Source organism: Arthrobacter glycogeni (assembly GCF_054511155.1).
In genome coordinates, this window is record NZ_JBTNDE010000010.1 from 34860 (window position 1) to 50848 (window position 15989).

A 15989-nucleotide genomic window follows, 5' to 3' on the forward strand; every position below is an offset into this window, starting at 1 on the left:
ATGTTACCTATCGAACCTGATACCGATTGCGCCCTGTTCGACACCGTCCTCGTGGCCAACCGCGGCGAAATCGCGTGCCGGGTGATCCGTTCCCTCCGTACGCTGGGCATCCGGTCGGTCGCCGTCTACAGCGACGCCGACGCCGGTGCCCTCCATGTGCGGGAAGCCGACGTAGCGGTGCGGATCGGGCCAGCGTCACCAGCGCTCAGCTACCTGTCCATCGACGCCATCCTCGACGCCTGCCGGCGCACCGGCGCCCAGGCGGTCCATCCCGGATACGGATTCCTCAGTGAGAATCAGGCCTTCGCGCAGGCGCTGAGCGACGCCGGAATAGCCTTCATCGGTCCCTCGGTGCACGCCCTGAACGTCATGGGCGACAAGATCCGGTCCAAGAACCATGTGATGGACTACGGGGTGCCGGTGGTGCCTGGTATTGCCCAGCCGGGGCTGACCGATCAGCAGCTACTGGAGGCTGCGGCCGACGTCGGGTTCCCCCTGCTGATCAAGCCCTCGGCCGGCGGTGGCGGCAAGGGGATGCACGTGGTCGAACGCCCGGAGGACCTCGCCGGGACCCTGCCGACCGCGCGCCGGGTCGCCGCGTCGGCGTTTGGGGACGACACCTTGTTCCTGGAACGCCTGATCCTCACGCCGCGACATATCGAAGTCCAGGTCCTGGCCGACAACCACGGCAACGTCATTCACCTGGGGGAGCGGGAGTGCTCGCTGCAGCGCCGGCACCAGAAGGTCATTGAGGAGGCCCCTTCGCCCCTGTTGGATGAGGCAACCCGGGCCCGCATCGGCGAAGCCGCCTGCAACGCTGCCCGCAGCGTCGACTACAGCGGAGCGGGAACCGTCGAGTTCCTCGTGTCAGCCGACGCGCCCGATGAGTTCTTCTTCATGGAGATGAACACCCGGCTCCAGGTGGAGCACCCTGTCACCGAGCTGGTCACCGGCATCGACCTGGTGCAGTGGCAGGTGCGTATCACGGCAGGCGAGAAGCTCACCGTGTCCCAGGACGACGTCGTGCTCACCGGCCACGCGGTTGAGGCGCGCGTTTACGCCGAGGATCCGGAGGCGGGGTTCCTGCCCTCCACCGGTACAGTAGTCCACCTCGTGGAACCAGTCGGCGAGGGAATCCGGGTAGACAGCTCCCTGCTCGGCGGACTCGACATCTCGGCCAGCTACGATCCGATGCTCGCCAAGGTGGTCGCGTGGGGTCGGCACCGCACCGAGGCCCTCGACCGGTTGGACCAGGCGCTCGCCGACACCGTCGTGTTGGGCATCAGCACCAACATCGAGTACCTCAAGCTGCTGATCAACGACGACGACGTCCGCGCCGGCCGTCTCGACACCACCATGATCGAACGCAAGTTGCCGGGATTGGCGTTCCGCCGTATTTCCGACGAGGAAGTGTCGATCCTTGCAGCCGTCGGGGCGGGGACACCGGACGCCACCACCGCCGGCTCGCCCTGGGCGCGTCGGGACGGGTGGCGGATTGGCGCGCACCGACCCCGCACGCTGCATCTCGCCGTCACACCGGACGATGTGCGGGAGGTGCTGGTGCAGCCGACAGCGACAGGGTACGGCGTTCGGATCGGCGACGGGTTGTCCCGGTCGGTGACCCATGATCGGGCACAGGGCATCGTCACGGTGGATGGCATCCGCCGTCGGGCTGCCGTCGAACAGGACGGGGCTACCCTCTGGTATTCCGACGCCGGGTGGTCGACGTCGGTCCGGATTCTTGAACGTGCCGAGCGCCTCGAAACCCAGCTGTCGCAGATCGCCTGGGCCGACGGGACCGCCGACCCCGAGGTGCGCTCCACAATGCCAGGAACCGTCACCTCGGTGTCAGTGGCCGACGGCGACACGGTCGTCGCGGGACAGCCGATCCTCAGCGTCGAGGCCATGAAGATGGAACACCAGTTGACGGCCTCCGTCGCCGGCACGGTGGCCATCCACCTCAAAGCCGGTGATCTGGTCAAAGCCAACCAGGTCGTCGCACGAATTCACGCCACAGAAACCCTGCCCGCCGCCGCAGGACACACCCCAAGGAAAGAAGAAGCGTAAGTCATGAACTTTGAACTCAGCGAGGAATACCAGGACCTGGTAGCCACCGTCCGCGATTTCGCCGACGAGGTTGTTGCGCCAGTATCAGCCAAGCATGACGAGGAGCACAGCTTCCCGTACGCCGTCGTGGACCAGATGGCCGACATGGGCCTGTTCGGGCTGCCCTTCCCCGAGGAATACGGCGGCATGGGTGGCGACTACTTCGCCCTCTGCCTCGCCCTGGAACAGTTGGCCAGGGTCGACCAGTCGGTGGCTATTACCCTCGAGGCCGGCGTGTCACTCGGCGCGATGCCGGTCTACCGGTTCGGTACCGAGGAGCAGAAGCAAGAATGGCTTCCGATGCTGGCCAGCGGCAAGGCACTCGGCGGCTTTGGTCTGACCGAGTCGGAGGCCGGTTCGGATGCGTCGGGCACCAAGACGACGGCGAAACTCGTTGACGGTGAATGGGTCATCAACGGCACCAAGGAGTTCATCACCAACTCCGGCACCGACATCACCCGTCTGGTCACCGTCACCGCGGTCACCGACACCATCACACGTGACGACGGGTCGGTGAAAAAGGAAATTTCAACAATCCTGGTGCCGTCCAACACGTCGGGCTTCACAGCCGAGAAGGCCTACAACAAGGTGGGGTGGAACGCCTCGGACACCCACCCGCTCACGCTCACCGATGTCCGCGTTCCCGAAGCCAATCTGTTGGGTACCCGCGGCCGCGGCTACGCCAACTTCCTGCAGATCCTCGACGAAGGCCGCATCGCCATCGCCGCGCTGGCCACCGGTGCCGCCCAGGGCTGTGTCGAAGAGTCGATCAAGTACGCCAAGGAACGGCAGGCGTTCGGCACCAACATCGGGTCGTTCCAGTCGATCCAGTTCAAGATCGCGCGGATGGAGGCTCGGGCGCACACCGCGCGGCTGGCGTACTACGACGCCGCATCCCGCATGCTCGCTGGTAAGCCGTTCAAGACGCAGGCTTCCATCGCTAAGCTGGTGGCGGGCGAAGCTGCAATGGATAACGCCCGTGACGCCACCCAGATCTTCGGCGGCTACGGCTTCATCAACGAGTTCACCGTCTCACGTCACTACCGCGACTCGAAGATTCTCGAAGTGGGCGAGGGAACCACCGAGGTTCAGCTGATGCTGATCGCCCGGGAACTCGGGCTGTAGCAGCCCGTCAAACGCCAGTAGTGAAGGAGTTACAGTGATCGACAAAGTTGTTGCGACGGCCGCCGAGGCAGTGTCCGATATCCCCGATGGTGCGTCCCTGGCCGTCGGCGGGTTTGGGCTGTGCGGAATCCCGGTGGCCCTGATCGACGCGCTGCACCAGCAGGGCACCACCGACCTCGAAACCATCAGCAACAACTGCGGTGTCGACGACTGGGGACTGGGTGTCCTGCTGTTCGACGGCCGCATCCGCCGCACCATCAGCTCTTATGTGGGTGAGAACAAGGAATTCGCGCGTCAATATTTGTCGGGCGAACTCGAGGTGGAGTTGACGCCGCAGGGCACCCTCGCCGAACGGCTGCGCGCCGGTGGAGCCGGTATCCCCGCGTTCTACACGCCGGCCGGGGTCGGCACCCAGGTGAGCGAGGGTGGTTTGCCGCAGAAGTACGATGACGCCGGCAACGTGACCGTCGCATCGGCACCGAAAGAGGTACGCAGCTTCGGCGGGCAGGACTATGTGCTGGAAGAGTCCGTCAACCCCGACTTCGCGTTGGTTCATGCCTGGAAGGGCGACCGGCACGGCAACCTCGTCTTCCATGCCACCGCTATGAACTTCAACCCGCTCTGCGCGCAGGCGGGAAAGATCACTATCGCTGAGGTTGAAGAGCTGGTCGAGCCGGGGGAGCTCGATCCCGAGCACGTCCACATTCCGGGGATCTTCGTTCAGCGCGTGGTTCTCACGCCGGATCCGGAGAAACGGATCGAGAAGCGGACCGTGGCGCTCGCCGCCGATCGGGCGCAGCCGTCCGGGCTGACGCCGGCCACCGAGCAGCCGTTGTTCTCCGAAGCATCTGATATCTCCAACCCGGCGAAGGCGGTCTGACCATGGCACTGACACGTAACGAGCTCGCAGCCCGGGTCGCCCAGGAACTGGACAACGGACAGTACGTCAATTTGGGTATCGGCATGCCAACGCTGATTCCCAACTACATCCCCGAGGGTGTCGAGGTGGTACTGCATTCGGAGAACGGGATTCTCGGCGTCGGACCCTATCCCACCGAGGATCAGCTGGATCCGGACCTGATCAATGCAGGAAAGGAGACGGTGACTGTCAATCCCGGGGCGGCGTTCTTCGACTCGGCGGCCTCCTTCGGCATGATCCGCGGTGGCCACGTCGATGTGGCGGTTCTGGGCGCAATGGAAGTTGCCGAGAATGGCGATCTCGCCAACTGGATGATTCCCGGCAAGATGGTCAAGGGTATGGGCGGTGCCATGGACCTGGTGTTTGGCGCCAAGCGGGTCATCGTGATGATGGAGCATGTTGATCGCAGCGGCAAGCCGAAGATCGTTGGATCCTGCTCGCTGCCACTGACGGGCAAGGGGTGCGTCAACCGGATCATCACCGATCTCGCGGTGATCGACGTCGACCCCCATCGCGACGGCGGCACTCTGGTGTTGCGCGAAACGGCGCCCGGCGTGAGCGTCGACGAGGTTATTGCCGCCACCGGCGCCCACCTGGAGGTTGACGTCCATGCCTGAGCCGTCGTCGTCGGGATCGACGTCAGCATCGTCGTCGGGATCGGATTGGACCGTCGTCGAGCAACGGGGGCTGTACTTCGATGAGCTCGATACCGGGGTGATCTATTCGCACAAGCCAGGGCGCACCCTGACCGAGGCGGACAACGTCCTGTTCACCACCATGACCATGAACACCCAGGCGCTGCACCTCGATGCGGCGTGGAGCGAATCACAGCCGTTCGGGCAGCGGCTGATGAACTCGATGCTGACGTTGGCGACCGTCGTCGGGCAGTCAGTCCCGCAGCTCACGCAGGGGACCATCGTGGCGCAGTTGGGCATGACCAACGTGCGATTTCCGCACCCGTTGTTCAATGGCGACACCCTGTACACGGAGACCGTGGTGACTGAGAAGCGGCTGTCGGCGTCGCGTCCCGGCCAGGGAATCGTCACGATGGATCACACCGGCCGCAATCAGGACGGGACGGTTGTCGCCACGCTGACCCGGAGCGTGTTGATGTGGACCAAGGAAGGGCACCAAAATTCATGAGTACTTTCACCATGGGCCCGGCGGTGTTGTTTTGCCCGGCAGATCGGCCTGAGCGGTTCGGTAAGGCGGCCGAACGTGCGGATGCGGTCATTCTCGATCTTGAGGATGCTGTTGCGCCAGCGGCCAAGATGGCGGCCCGTGACGCTGTTGCTGTCAGCCGACTCGACCCGTCGCGAACCATCGTGAGAATCAACCCTGCGTCGACGGCCGACTTCGCGCTCGACGTCGAGATGCTCAAGCACTCGGCGTACCGCACGGTGATGCTGGCGAAGACCGAATCAGCGGCCGACCTATGGGGGTTGAACCGGTTCGCGGTCGTTGCGCTGTGTGAGACTGCGAGAGGAATTCTCAACGCGCCGGCGATCGCCGCTGAACCCAACGTCGTGGCTTTGATGTGGGGTGCGGAGGACCTGGTGGCTTCGTTGGGCGGATCCTCGAGCCGTACCGACGACGGGTCGTACCGCCAGGTGGCATCGCACGCACGATCGCAGGTGTTGCTGTCGGCGGCGGCCGCTGGCAAGGCGGCGATGGATTCGGTGTATATCAATATCGCTGATCTTGACGGGTTGGCTGCTGAATCGCGAGACGCTGTGGCGTCCGGCTTCGGCTCGAAGGCGTGTATCCATCCGAGCCAGGCGACGGTGATCCGGGCGGCGTATCGACCAACTGCGGAGGAGGTCGACTACGCTCGAGCGATTCTGGCTGAGGCTGCCCGAAGTGGTGGCGTGTTCCAGTTACGGGGGCGGATGATCGACGGCCCGATTCTCCGTCACGCAGAGCAGACCCTGGCGAGGGCCGACGAAGGCTAGGAAGTAGCCGGCGGAAGCCGGAAAGCGTCGCATCGCTTTCGCGCCCGGTGCTTCGCCGTCCAGCCACTGCGGCATCCGCAGACCTAGAACGGCGGTGGGTCGTCTCGGGGTAGTTGTTTCGGTGACTGTTCCGCAGTCTGTTTGTGACTCGATCGTGGTGGGGCCAGGTCGACGGCCGGTCTGGTGGTGTATTTTCCACCGGACGGTGAGGTCCAGTCGAGCCAGCCGGTACGGTCTTGAACCACGTTCCATCGGGTGAGGGTTTTGAACCGGTGATGCTTTCGACAGAGGTGTGCAAGGTTGGCGTGGTGAGTGTCGTGTACCTTCGCCCAGGGGATGAGATGGTCGATCTCAGAATTTGCCGCCGACCGTCGACAACCGGGAAACCGGCAGGTCTCGTCACGGACCCGGAGCCATCGGCGGACCATCGGTGAAGATAATCGTCGTTTACGGCCGATAGCCAGCAGGTTGCCGTGGTCGTCGGTGAGTAGTGGGGTGAAAGTCCCGGCCACGGCCGCGATGCCGCGAGCCACGTCGGGGCTGAGCGGTCCGTACCCTTCGAGGGTGCCGTTATGGTCGGTGAGCCCGGCGAGGGTGGCCGCGTCAATGGTGACCAGAACCTCCGGGCCGGTGAACCGTTGCCGGGACGGTTGGGGTGGGCTACCGGTTTCACCTGTCGGTTCGCCAGCAGACCTAGCGCCAGACTCTTCACCCGGTTCGACCGCAGACTCTTCGCCGGGCTCGACCGATGACTCAGCGCCGGATCCGCCTGCAGACTTGGCACCGGACTCACCAATAGATTCCCCGGCTTCTACGGCTGATCCTTCTACACTGGGTCGAGCCGTGGGGGCTCCTTCTGCTGGGTGAGCCAGGCTGCCGGGCAGCGCGGAGCGGCCCGTGAGGAGATCGCTGAAGATATCTGCGCGGAGTTGGGTGAGGGTGCGCGGTTCGTCGGGTCCCTGGCATTGTTGGGCAAGGGCGGTCAACATGTTGTGGATTCCGATTCCAATTTCTGCGGCCAGATGTGCGGAGATCCAGCACATGCCGTCCTGATCAGGCTGAACGTTGACCGAGCGGCCCTCCACTACTTTGGCCCGGCGGGCCTGGATGGTTTCCGGGTGACACTTTTCCCTTTCGCATCGGGCGACCCAGCTGAGCTGCGCTCGGTCATTTCCGGGGCTCTTTCCAGCAGTGCTGCCTCAAACGACACGCGGGCGGTTGAGGGGAGGAGCGTTGCTTCCTCAACGATGGTCAGCGCCTGCGGGTAATTGATCTTCCCCCAGGTCAGGGCTTCGGGGGTGGCCGGGAAGTCCCTGCATAAGATAATGCTGTCCTGAAGGAGGCCTAGCGCCGTGCGATCCGGTAACCTCAGAGCGCACGCTATCTCGGCGGCGGCCAGACTCTCGGTCATCGACTCGGCTAGTTTGGCCGCCGCCGCCGGGTCAACCCAACCATCGAGACCTTGAGTGTTCCGAGCTTCATCACGTACCTGCGCTTCGACCACCGTAATGACCTTCGCCTTCATCGCCTGGGCCCACCCGATGAGTGATTCCAGAACTGTCAGCGTCTCAATGGCCCGTTCCGGTGTCAGCTCATCCTCCCGGAACAGGCAAATACTGCCGCTTACCCCCGGCCGGACGTCACTTATTGTGCGCTCTCCGCTACTGCTGGGCGGGGTGGTGTCCTGTCCGAGCTTCGTCTGGTCAGCGGTCTCAACGGCCATAACTAATTATATTCGAATATGTGTACTAAAACCAGTACTCCTAAAAATTGCCCGAGGGAATTTGATGGACCCCTTCAGCCGTTACCCCTTTATGAGAACAGTAATAGCAGGAGCCCACGGAAAAATTGCCCGCGAACTCACCCGCCAGCTTGTTCACCAGGGTCACGAGGTTGTCGGTCTTATTCGCAACCCTGAGCACAACAAAGACATCGAGAACGACGGCGGCACCCCAGCGGTCGTTGACCTTGAATCAAGTTCGGCCGACGATCTTGCCACGGTGCTGGCCGGAGCCGACGCCGTCGTCTTCGCAGCAGGTGCCGGGGCAGGGAGCAGCGCAGAGCGCAAAGACACGGTCGACCGCGGTGCGTCGGTGCTGCTGGCGGACGCGGCCGAAATAGCTGGCGTGAAACGGTTTGTGCAGATCTCGTCAATGGGAGCCGACACGGTCCGCAACGGCCAGCGTCCCGACGACCTCGACGACACCTTCTACGCCTACCTCCAGGCGAAGCTCGCCGCCGAAGAAGACCTGGCAGCGCGGTCCTCCTTTAGCTGGACCATCGTTCGACCGGGTGGATTGACCGACGACCCCGCCACCGGACGGGTGCGCCTCACCTCGAAGACCGGCCAGGGGTCGGTGCCTCGGAAGGACGTGGCAGCAGTGATCGCCGCACTGCTCGAAACAAAGCTGGGGGACCGGCAGATCCTCGAGTTGATTTCGGGCGAGGAAGCCATCCCCGACGCACTTGCCTCGATCAGCCGCTAAGCGGTCTACCCCGCAAGATCCGCGAGATCACAGAAACGGCCCTTGGGCTCCGATGCTGCCAATCCAACCGGCGGACGTGGGCCTGGGGGCCGTTTTTTTGCGTAGACGAACCTGCCGGTGCGCGATACTTGAACCATGATATTCACCGCGCCTGACACAGGACGCCGCCGGGTCGTCATCCTCGGATCGACCGGCTCGATCGGCACCCAGGCCATCGACGTCATCCGCCAGGCGCCGGACCGGTTTGCCGTCGCGGCCGTCGCGGCCGGCGGTGGAAACCTCGCGTTGCTGGCGGAACAGGCCGTCGCGACCAACGCCCAGGCAGTCGCCTCAGCAACCGGCACCGAAGCAGAACTCAGCGCCGCCATCCGCGCGGCAGCCGCCGGGACAGCGTCAGGCAAGAACTATTCGCCGACACTGTTTACCGGTCCGGACGCCTCGGCCCACCTCGCCGCCTGGCCTGACGCCGACGTCGTTCTCAATGCCATCACGGGATCGATCGGACTCGCCCCGACCCTTGCGGCGCTCAAAGCCGGACATATGCTCGCCCTTGCGAACAAGGAATCCCTCATTGTGGGTGGCCAGCTGGTTCAGGACGAAGCAGCCGAGGGCCAGATTGTCCCAGTGGATTCCGAACACTCAGCGATCGCCCAGTGCCTCCGCTCCGGCGCCGCGGGCGAGGTGGACCGGCTGATCCTCACCGCATCGGGCGGCCCCTTCCGCGGCAAAGCGAAGAAAGACCTCGAAGACGTCACCCCGCAGCAGGCCCTGGCACACCCCACCTGGGACATGGGCAAAATGGTTACCACCAATTCCGCGACCATGGTCAATAAGGCGCTCGAGGTCATCGAGGCGCACCTGCTCTTCGGCATCCCACTGGAGCGGATCGACGTCGTCGTCCACCCCCAGTCGATCATCCACTCGATGGTGCAGTTCACCGACGGGTCCACCATCGCCCAGGCGTCGCCACCCGACATGCGCCTGCCCATCGCCCTCGGCATCGGGTGGCCGCACCGCGTTCCTGGAGCGGCGACCCCCTGCGACTGGACGACGGCGGCCACCTGGACGTTCGAGCCCCTCGACGAGGAGGCGTTCCCCGCCGTCCGGCTCGCCAAAGCGGCAGCGGCCCGCGGCGGAACGGCGATGGCCGTTTACAACGCCGCCAACGAAGAAGCGGTTGAAGCTTTTCACGGCGGAGCGATAGGTTTCACTGACATTGTGGATACGGTAGAGGCCGTCACCGCTGAGCACGACAGCAGCGGGCCGCTCACTGTCAGCACGGTGCTCGACGCCGAGAAACGGGCACGCACACTGGCCCGGATTCGTTGTGGTGTGCAGGATCAGTTCAGCTAAGCCAAAGGAAACGCGTTGTCCATTCTGCTCTTCGTTCTGGGAGTGCTCTTCGTTGCAATAGGTATTGCCGCGTCCATCGCTCTCCACGAAGTGGGGCACCTTGTCCCCGCCAAGCTCTTCAAGGTCCGCGTGACCCAGTACATGATTGGGTTTGGGCCCACCCTCTTCTCGCGCCGCCGCGGCGACACCGAATACGGATTCAAGGCCATTCCCCTCGGCGGCTACGTCTCCATGGTCGGAATGTTCCCGCCAGCGAAGGACAACGACGGCGACAGCACCGGGACAGCAGTCCGCCCCTCCAGCACCGGGATGTTCCAGCAACTGACCACCGACGCGCGACAGGCCGCCGCCGAGCAGCTCCGCCCAGGCGACGAAAACCGGGTCTTCTACAAGCTGCCCATCTGGAAGCGCATCGTCATCATGCTCGGCGGGCCGGTGATGAACCTGCTCATCGGCGTCATCATGTTCGCCATCCTGATCATGGGTTTCGGCTCGCCGCAGGCGACCACCACGGTTTCCGAGGTCTACGAATGTGTGGTGCCAGCCAGCCAGCAGGCATCGACGGGGCAGACTGCCTGCTCCGACGAGGATCCCCCCGCCCCAGCCTTCGACGCCGGACTGCAGCCAGGCGACCAGGTGGTGAGCTACGACGGTCAGGAAGTCACCGACTGGACCCAGCTGTCCGCCTGGATCAGGGACACGGCAGGCGAAGAAACCGACATTAGTTACGTGCGCGACGGCGACACCGTCAACGCCACCATTACGCCGCTGCTGACGGAACGCCCCGTTCCCGACATTGACGGGCGGCCCAAGCTTGACGACGACGGCAGCCCGGTCCTCGAAGCCGTCGGGTTTATCGGCGTCGGCTCCCAACAGGAACTCGTTCCCGGCCCGGCAAGCGACGTGTTGCCTGCGGTGGGTGAAAACGTTGTGGCAGTGACCGGCGTGGTAATCAATCTGCCGCAGCGGGTCGTCGAAGTGGGGCAAGCCGCGTTCTCCGATGCGCCGCGGGATCCCGAAGGGCCGATCAGCGTGGTCGGCGTCGGCCGGATTGCCGGGGAGGTGTCCGCCATGGACGAAATCCCCATCGAATCCCGGGTGGCGACCCTGGTGGGCCTGGTGGGTGGCGTCAATATCGCCTTGTTTGTCTTCAACCTCATCCCGTTACTGCCCCTCGACGGCGGACACATCGCGGGTGCGCTGTGGGAAGGAATCCGCAGGACCTCCGCACGGCTGTTCAAGCGCCCCGATCCCGGCCCTTTCGACATGGCCAGGCTTCTCCCGCTCACCTATGTGGTCGCTGTCCTGCTCATGGGAATGGGTGCCCTGCTGATTTACGCGGACATCGTGAAGCCGGTCAATCTGTTCGGCTAGCTTCCACCCAACGAGCCGAACCGCTGCCGAACCGCGCGAACTAGTGGTCTAGGCGCAGGATCGCTGTTGGCCGACCACTTCCCTGCAGCTAGCCCACTTTTCTGGCGTCGGTGGGATGCGCAGTCGGGCGTCGGATTAAAGGTTGTAAATCGAATTGAGCGCCAAATAGGTTGTTATTACTTTTGCAACCCTTTAGGGTGAAGCTATGTTTGTCATGACCATCGACCAAAAGGGCAGCTCCCATGCCAATGACGGCGTCCCCGGGCTCCTCGACCTGCTGCGGCACGTGCCAACGGTCGTCCCCTTCGACCGGTCGGTGGGCGACGAAGCTCAAGGGGTCCTTGACTCGCCAGAGGCGGTGGTCGACGTCGCACTCCTCTGCCTTCGAGTGGGCGGCTGGTATGTCGGAATCGGCGTTGGGGGCGTGGACCTGCCCCTGCCATCGAGCGCGCGTGAGGGGAGAGGCTCCGCCTTCGTCGCCGCCCGTTCCGCAGTCGAACAAGCAAAGAAGGCTGGCGACCGCGCGGCCGTCGCAGTTGATGGTGGACTGGGGACCGCCGAAGCCGAGGGCGTGTTGATGCTGATCGGGCTGCACGTCATGAAACGGACCGCCGCGGAATGGCGTGTCCTCGATCTGCTGGAACCAGGCAAATGGGGGAGTCAGACTGCTGTGGCGCGCCAGCTCGGCATCACCTCCCAGGCTGTCAGCAAGGCGGTTAGCCGGTCGGCGTGGGTCGAGGAATGGGCCGCCCGTCCCGCTGCGGCGGTGCTGTTGCAGCGGGCCGACGTCGCTTCGCGTGGGTAAGGTCGTTTCCCGGGGGGAAAGCGTCAGACCCAGACTGTAGAGTCCCGGTGTAACGACAGGAAGACGAGGGCCTACATGGAAGCACTGTGGATCATACTGACGCTGCTGGTGGCGGCCGGTGTCGGTTGGCCGGTGACCACCGGTGTGCTCAAGCTCGCACGCTCGGTCGACGAGCACGAGGAGACGACCCAGCTCGAGACAGCCGAGCACGAGAAGGCCGAGCACAAGAAGGCCGAGCACGAATCGCTGGATCGCGCTGAGCAGGTACCCGCCGGTGCCGCAAGGGTCGTGATTCCAGACCCGCCAGCACACGAACCAGCAACCCCGGCGCAGCCACCAGCCCGACCCGGGGTCCTCCGTGGTGGTCTGGTCATCGGCATCCTGGAGCGTCTCGGGGTGGCTGGCGCCATCATCGCCAACGAACCGGTCGCGATCGCCTACGTCGTGGCGATCAAGGGCCTCGGCAGGTACGCGGAGTTGAAGGAGACCCCAGCGGTTGCCGAACGCTTCATCATCGGAACCCTGACATCCCTGTTGTGGGCTGCCGCCGTCGCCGGCTTCGCGGCGGCGTACCTCCTGTAATCACGTATAAGGTGGATCCATGAGTGTTTACGCAGTGGAATATGTGTATGGCCCCGATAGCTCCGACCTACGCGACGAGCACCGGCCGGCTCACCGCGAGTGGCTCACCAGCCTCGTGACCGATGGTCGGGTCCTTGCGTCCGGCGCGTTCGCCGATGGCGCGGGTGCGCTGCTGATCTTCACCGCCGACGACGAGCAGTCGCTCAACGACCTTCTGCGCCAGGATCCGTTCGCCCTCCAGGGTGCCATCGCCGCGGTAAAGGCCACCGAGTGGAAGCCCGGCATTGGCCTGCTGTCGCAGTATGCCTAGACCCACCACATTTGATGTACCGATGAACTACACATGGAGGATCCTTTGACCTCGGTCAGTTTAGGAATGCCAGCCGCCCCACCGCCCGTCCTTGCTCCCCGCCGCAAAACCCGGCAGATCAAGGTCGGCTCAGTGGGCGTCGGATCGGATTCGCCTATCAGCATCCAGTCCATGACCACCACCCCCACCACCGATATCAACGCGACCCTGCAACAGATTGCTGAGCTGACGGCCACCGGCTGCGACATTGTGCGGGTCGCCTGCCCGTCCGCTGACGACGCCGCAGCGCTGCCGATCATCGCCCGAAAGTCACAGATCCCGGTCATCGCTGATATTCACTTCCAGCCGAAGTACGTTTTTGCTGCCATCGATGCTGGTTGCGCGGCCGTCCGGGTCAACCCTGGAAACATCCGCAAGTTCGACGACCAGATCAAGGAGATCGCCGCCGCGGCCAAGGCCGCCGGAACCTCGATCCGCATCGGCGTCAACGCTGGCTCCCTCGACCCGCGGCTGATGGAAAAATACGGCAAGGCAACCCCGGAAGCGCTCGTAGAGTCGGCTGTCTGGGAAGCCTCCCTCTTCGAGGAACACGACTTCCACGACTTCAAGATCTCCGTGAAGCACAATGACCCGGTGATCATGGTCCGAGCCTACGAACTGCTGGCCGAACGGGGCGACTGGCCCCTGCACCTCGGCGTCACTGAGGCGGGTCCCGCTTTCCAGGGCACCATCAAGTCGGCGACAGCGTTCGGCGCGCTGCTGTCCAAGGGGATTGGTGACACCATTCGGGTGTCCCTCTCGGCCCCGCCCGTGGAGGAAATCAAGGTAGGGAACCAGATTCTGCAGTCGCTGAACCTGCGGCCGCGCAAACTGGAAATAGTGTCCTGCCCCTCCTGTGGGCGTGCGCAGGTCGACGTGTACACGCTCGCCGAGCAGGTGACCGCCGGCCTTGAAGGCATGGAGATCCCGCTCCGGGTGGCAGTGATGGGTTGTGTGGTGAATGGTCCAGGCGAAGCCCGCGAAGCGGACCTTGGTGTGGCCTCCGGCAACGGCAAAGGCCAGATCTTTGTGAAGGGCCAAGTCATCAAGACTGTTCCCGAAGACCAGATTGTTGAGACACTCATTGAAGAAGCCATGAGAATAGCCGAGGAGATGGGGGAAGCAGATGGCGAGACTGCTGGCCAGGGTGGCCCCATGGTTACCGTCAGTTAGGTCCCCCACCGAGCAGTACGACACGACCGGCCCGGTCGGGCCGGCGAATCCCGCCCCGTCCGATGGGTTCGCGACGCTCGGCAAGGAGCACAACGAAGCCCTCGGACGGCTGGTTGAGCGGGACCCGACCGCCAACGTCTTCATCGCCTCGCACCTTGAGGCATCCCGCGGCTTGTCGCCGTCCTATGCTGGCGGCGAAGTGATCGGCATTTTCCGTGACGGTGAGCTGGTTTCGGCGTGCTGGGCGGGTGTCAACCTGGTGCCCATCGCAGTGTCGGCTGCCGACGGCGCCGCCCTCGGCACCTACCTGGGGCAGTCCACGCGAAAGTTCTCCTCGATCTTCGGGCCCTCCGAAGCGGTGCTGGCCATCTGGTCCACCCTGCAGGAGTACAGTCCAGAGCCATTCGACGTGCGCCCCGCACAGCCGCTGCTGGCCATCACCGGACAGCCCAAGGTCGAGCCCGCTGCTGGGCTCCGATTCACCCGTGAAGACGAGCTGGACGTCATTGTTCCTGCGTGCGCCGCCATGTTCGAGGAAGAAGTCGGCTACTCACCCTTCACCGGCGGCGGCGAATATTACCGTCGCAGGGTGGCGTCCCTGGTCCGGCGACAGGCGTCGCTGGCAGATTTCGACGACGGCGGCCAGGTGATCTTCAAGGCCGAACTCGGCACAGTCTCGAGCACCACGGTTCAGATCCAGGGTGTCTGGATGAACCCGGCCTACCGCGGGCAGGGGCTCAGCGCGGGCTACCTTGCCGCCGTCGTCCTCGCCGCCCAGCAACGCGCCCCGGTAGTGAGTCTCTACGTCAACTCGTTCAACACGAGGGCGCTGGCCGCCTACCGGACGGTGGGATTCAGCGAAGTGGGGACCTTCGCCACGGTCCTGCTTTGAGTGGGCGGGGTGGCCGCCGGCTGACCGCGCTATCGTGTGCCGTGCTGGTCATCGGCACCGGGTGCAGTGCGGACCAGGGCACTGACGACCGCCCGCCCCCGGCCACATTGTCGCCCGCTCCGGCCCCTGACCCAGGAGGAGGCAGCGACCCAACGGTCACCGCCGAACCTGGCGGTGACCCGTCGGCCAGCCTGAACGCCGAGTTCACTCCCAGCGAGCTGGCAGCGGCACTGGCAACGGTCAACGAGGAGGCGTCCCTTGAAGGGGTCATCCTGACCGACCCGGAGATTCGGGAGCTCATCGCGGATCAGGCCGCGAACCCAGGCGAGCTGACCGTCTCGCCCGAGGAATGCAACGTCTTCGCCGACCCGGCGCTCACCGAACAGGCCCTGAGCGCAGCACTCGCCACCATGACCTTCGCCGGAGCGTCGTCTCTGCAGCCGGATTCGATCGGCCTGTCCAGCCACGAATCGGATGAAGTGATCCAGGACCAACTCGACGCCAACCGGGACCAACTCGCCGACTGCAGCGATTTCGACATGGAGATCGCTGGGGAAGTGGTATCCGTGGGCGTCACCGAACTGCCGGTCACCACCATCGCCGACGAAGCCTTCGCAGTCCAGACCGTGGTCCGGGTGCCGGGGACTATTCAGCAAACCATCTCGCTGACCGCCGTCACCGGGACCACCACCATCAACGTGACGATCGGCAGCTCGGGGGACGACACGCTGGATTTGGCACGGGGACGGGACCTCGCTGATTCGACGGTTGCCGCGCTGCGTGGTCTTTAGCGGTCCGTGACAAGCGTCGGTGTCAAGCGTCCGTGCCAAGTGTCCGTGACGAGCGTCTGTGTCACCGGGGTCTGCCGGAAAC

At 64.3% G+C, this 15989-nt stretch carries 15 protein-coding genes and 1 pseudogene; 15 read left to right on the plus strand and 1 reads right to left on the minus strand.

Annotated elements, in window-relative coordinates:
- The 6 genes from ACX80O_RS08505 to ACX80O_RS08530 are packed head-to-tail and all read left to right on the plus strand — an operon-like array spanning position 1 to position 6102.
- On the plus strand, positions 1–2067 hold the full coding sequence (locus tag ACX80O_RS08505; RefSeq protein ID WP_459333176.1) for an acetyl/propionyl/methylcrotonyl-CoA carboxylase subunit alpha: 2067 nt from the start codon (positions 1–3) through the stop codon (positions 2065–2067).
- 3 nt (positions 2068–2070) lie between these two features.
- The gene (locus ACX80O_RS08510; RefSeq protein WP_459333177.1) at positions 2071–3231 is read left to right on the plus strand and encodes an acyl-CoA dehydrogenase family protein; all 1161 of its coding nucleotides are present in this window, start codon (positions 2071–2073) and stop codon (positions 3229–3231) included.
- 34 nt (positions 3232–3265) lie between these two features.
- The gene (locus ACX80O_RS08515; protein WP_459333178.1) at positions 3266–4111 is read left to right on the plus strand and encodes a CoA transferase subunit A; all 846 of its coding nucleotides are present in this window, start codon (positions 3266–3268) and stop codon (positions 4109–4111) included.
- A 2-nt stretch (positions 4112–4113) separates the two neighbouring features.
- A complete protein-coding gene (locus tag ACX80O_RS08520) occupies positions 4114–4767 on the plus strand; it encodes a CoA transferase subunit B (protein ID WP_459333179.1) in 654 nt (217 codons plus the stop codon).
- The gene (locus ACX80O_RS08525; RefSeq protein ID WP_459333180.1) at positions 4760–5293 is read left to right on the plus strand and encodes a MaoC family dehydratase; all 534 of its coding nucleotides are present in this window, start codon (positions 4760–4762) and stop codon (positions 5291–5293) included. The genes ACX80O_RS08520 and ACX80O_RS08525 overlap by 8 nt, the downstream gene beginning before the upstream one ends.
- Positions 5290–6102 (plus strand): HpcH/HpaI aldolase/citrate lyase family protein, encoded by an 813-nt coding sequence (locus ACX80O_RS08530; RefSeq protein WP_459333181.1) that lies wholly within the window; start codon positions 5290–5292, stop codon positions 6100–6102. Before ACX80O_RS08525 ends, ACX80O_RS08530 begins: the two co-directional genes overlap by 4 nt.
- Positions 6103–6185: 83 nt before the next feature.
- Here the strand turns inward: ACX80O_RS08530 and ACX80O_RS08535 are convergent.
- Positions 6186–7825: pseudogene (locus ACX80O_RS08535) on the minus strand (HNH endonuclease signature motif containing protein).
- Positions 7826–7916: 91 nt separating this feature from the next.
- Between ACX80O_RS08535 and ACX80O_RS08540 the strand changes: the two are divergent.
- From ACX80O_RS08540 to ACX80O_RS08580, 9 genes are all read left to right on the plus strand, one after another.
- Complete coding sequence (locus tag ACX80O_RS08540) at positions 7917–8588, plus strand: SDR family oxidoreductase (RefSeq protein ID WP_459333182.1); 672 nt, start codon at positions 7917–7919, stop codon at positions 8586–8588.
- Positions 8589–8723: 135 nt separating this feature from the next.
- The gene (gene dxr / locus ACX80O_RS08545; RefSeq protein WP_459307996.1) at positions 8724–9941 is read left to right on the plus strand and encodes a 1-deoxy-D-xylulose-5-phosphate reductoisomerase; all 1218 of its coding nucleotides are present in this window, start codon (positions 8724–8726) and stop codon (positions 9939–9941) included.
- A gap of 15 nt (positions 9942–9956) precedes the next feature.
- Positions 9957–11315, plus strand: coding sequence for a M50 family metallopeptidase (locus ACX80O_RS08550; protein WP_459307995.1), 1359 nt, complete (start codon positions 9957–9959; stop codon positions 11313–11315).
- 205 nt (positions 11316–11520) lie between these two features.
- Positions 11521–12120 carry a MarR family transcriptional regulator gene (locus ACX80O_RS08555; RefSeq protein ID WP_459307994.1) on the plus strand — a complete coding sequence of 200 codons (600 nt, stop codon included), beginning with the start codon at positions 11521–11523 and terminating at the stop codon, positions 12118–12120.
- 75 nt (positions 12121–12195) lie between these two features.
- The gene (locus ACX80O_RS08560; RefSeq protein WP_459333183.1) at positions 12196–12702 is read left to right on the plus strand and encodes a hypothetical protein; all 507 of its coding nucleotides are present in this window, start codon (positions 12196–12198) and stop codon (positions 12700–12702) included.
- Between the two features lie 19 nt (positions 12703–12721).
- Positions 12722–13012, plus strand: a complete 291-nt coding sequence (locus ACX80O_RS08565; RefSeq protein ID WP_459307992.1) for a YciI family protein — start codon at positions 12722–12724, stop codon at positions 13010–13012.
- 45 nt (positions 13013–13057) lie between these two features.
- Positions 13058–14224 carry a flavodoxin-dependent (E)-4-hydroxy-3-methylbut-2-enyl-diphosphate synthase gene (ispG, locus tag ACX80O_RS08570; RefSeq protein WP_196841195.1) on the plus strand — a complete coding sequence of 389 codons (1167 nt, stop codon included), beginning with the start codon at positions 13058–13060 and terminating at the stop codon, positions 14222–14224.
- The gene (locus ACX80O_RS08575; RefSeq protein WP_459333184.1) at positions 14178–15116 is read left to right on the plus strand and encodes a GNAT family N-acetyltransferase; all 939 of its coding nucleotides are present in this window, start codon (positions 14178–14180) and stop codon (positions 15114–15116) included. Before ispG ends, ACX80O_RS08575 begins: the two co-directional genes overlap by 47 nt.
- A gap of 41 nt (positions 15117–15157) precedes the next feature.
- On the plus strand, positions 15158–15907 hold the full coding sequence (locus ACX80O_RS08580; protein ID WP_459333185.1) for a hypothetical protein: 750 nt from the start codon (positions 15158–15160) through the stop codon (positions 15905–15907).
- Positions 15908–15989: the final 82 nt, after the last annotated feature.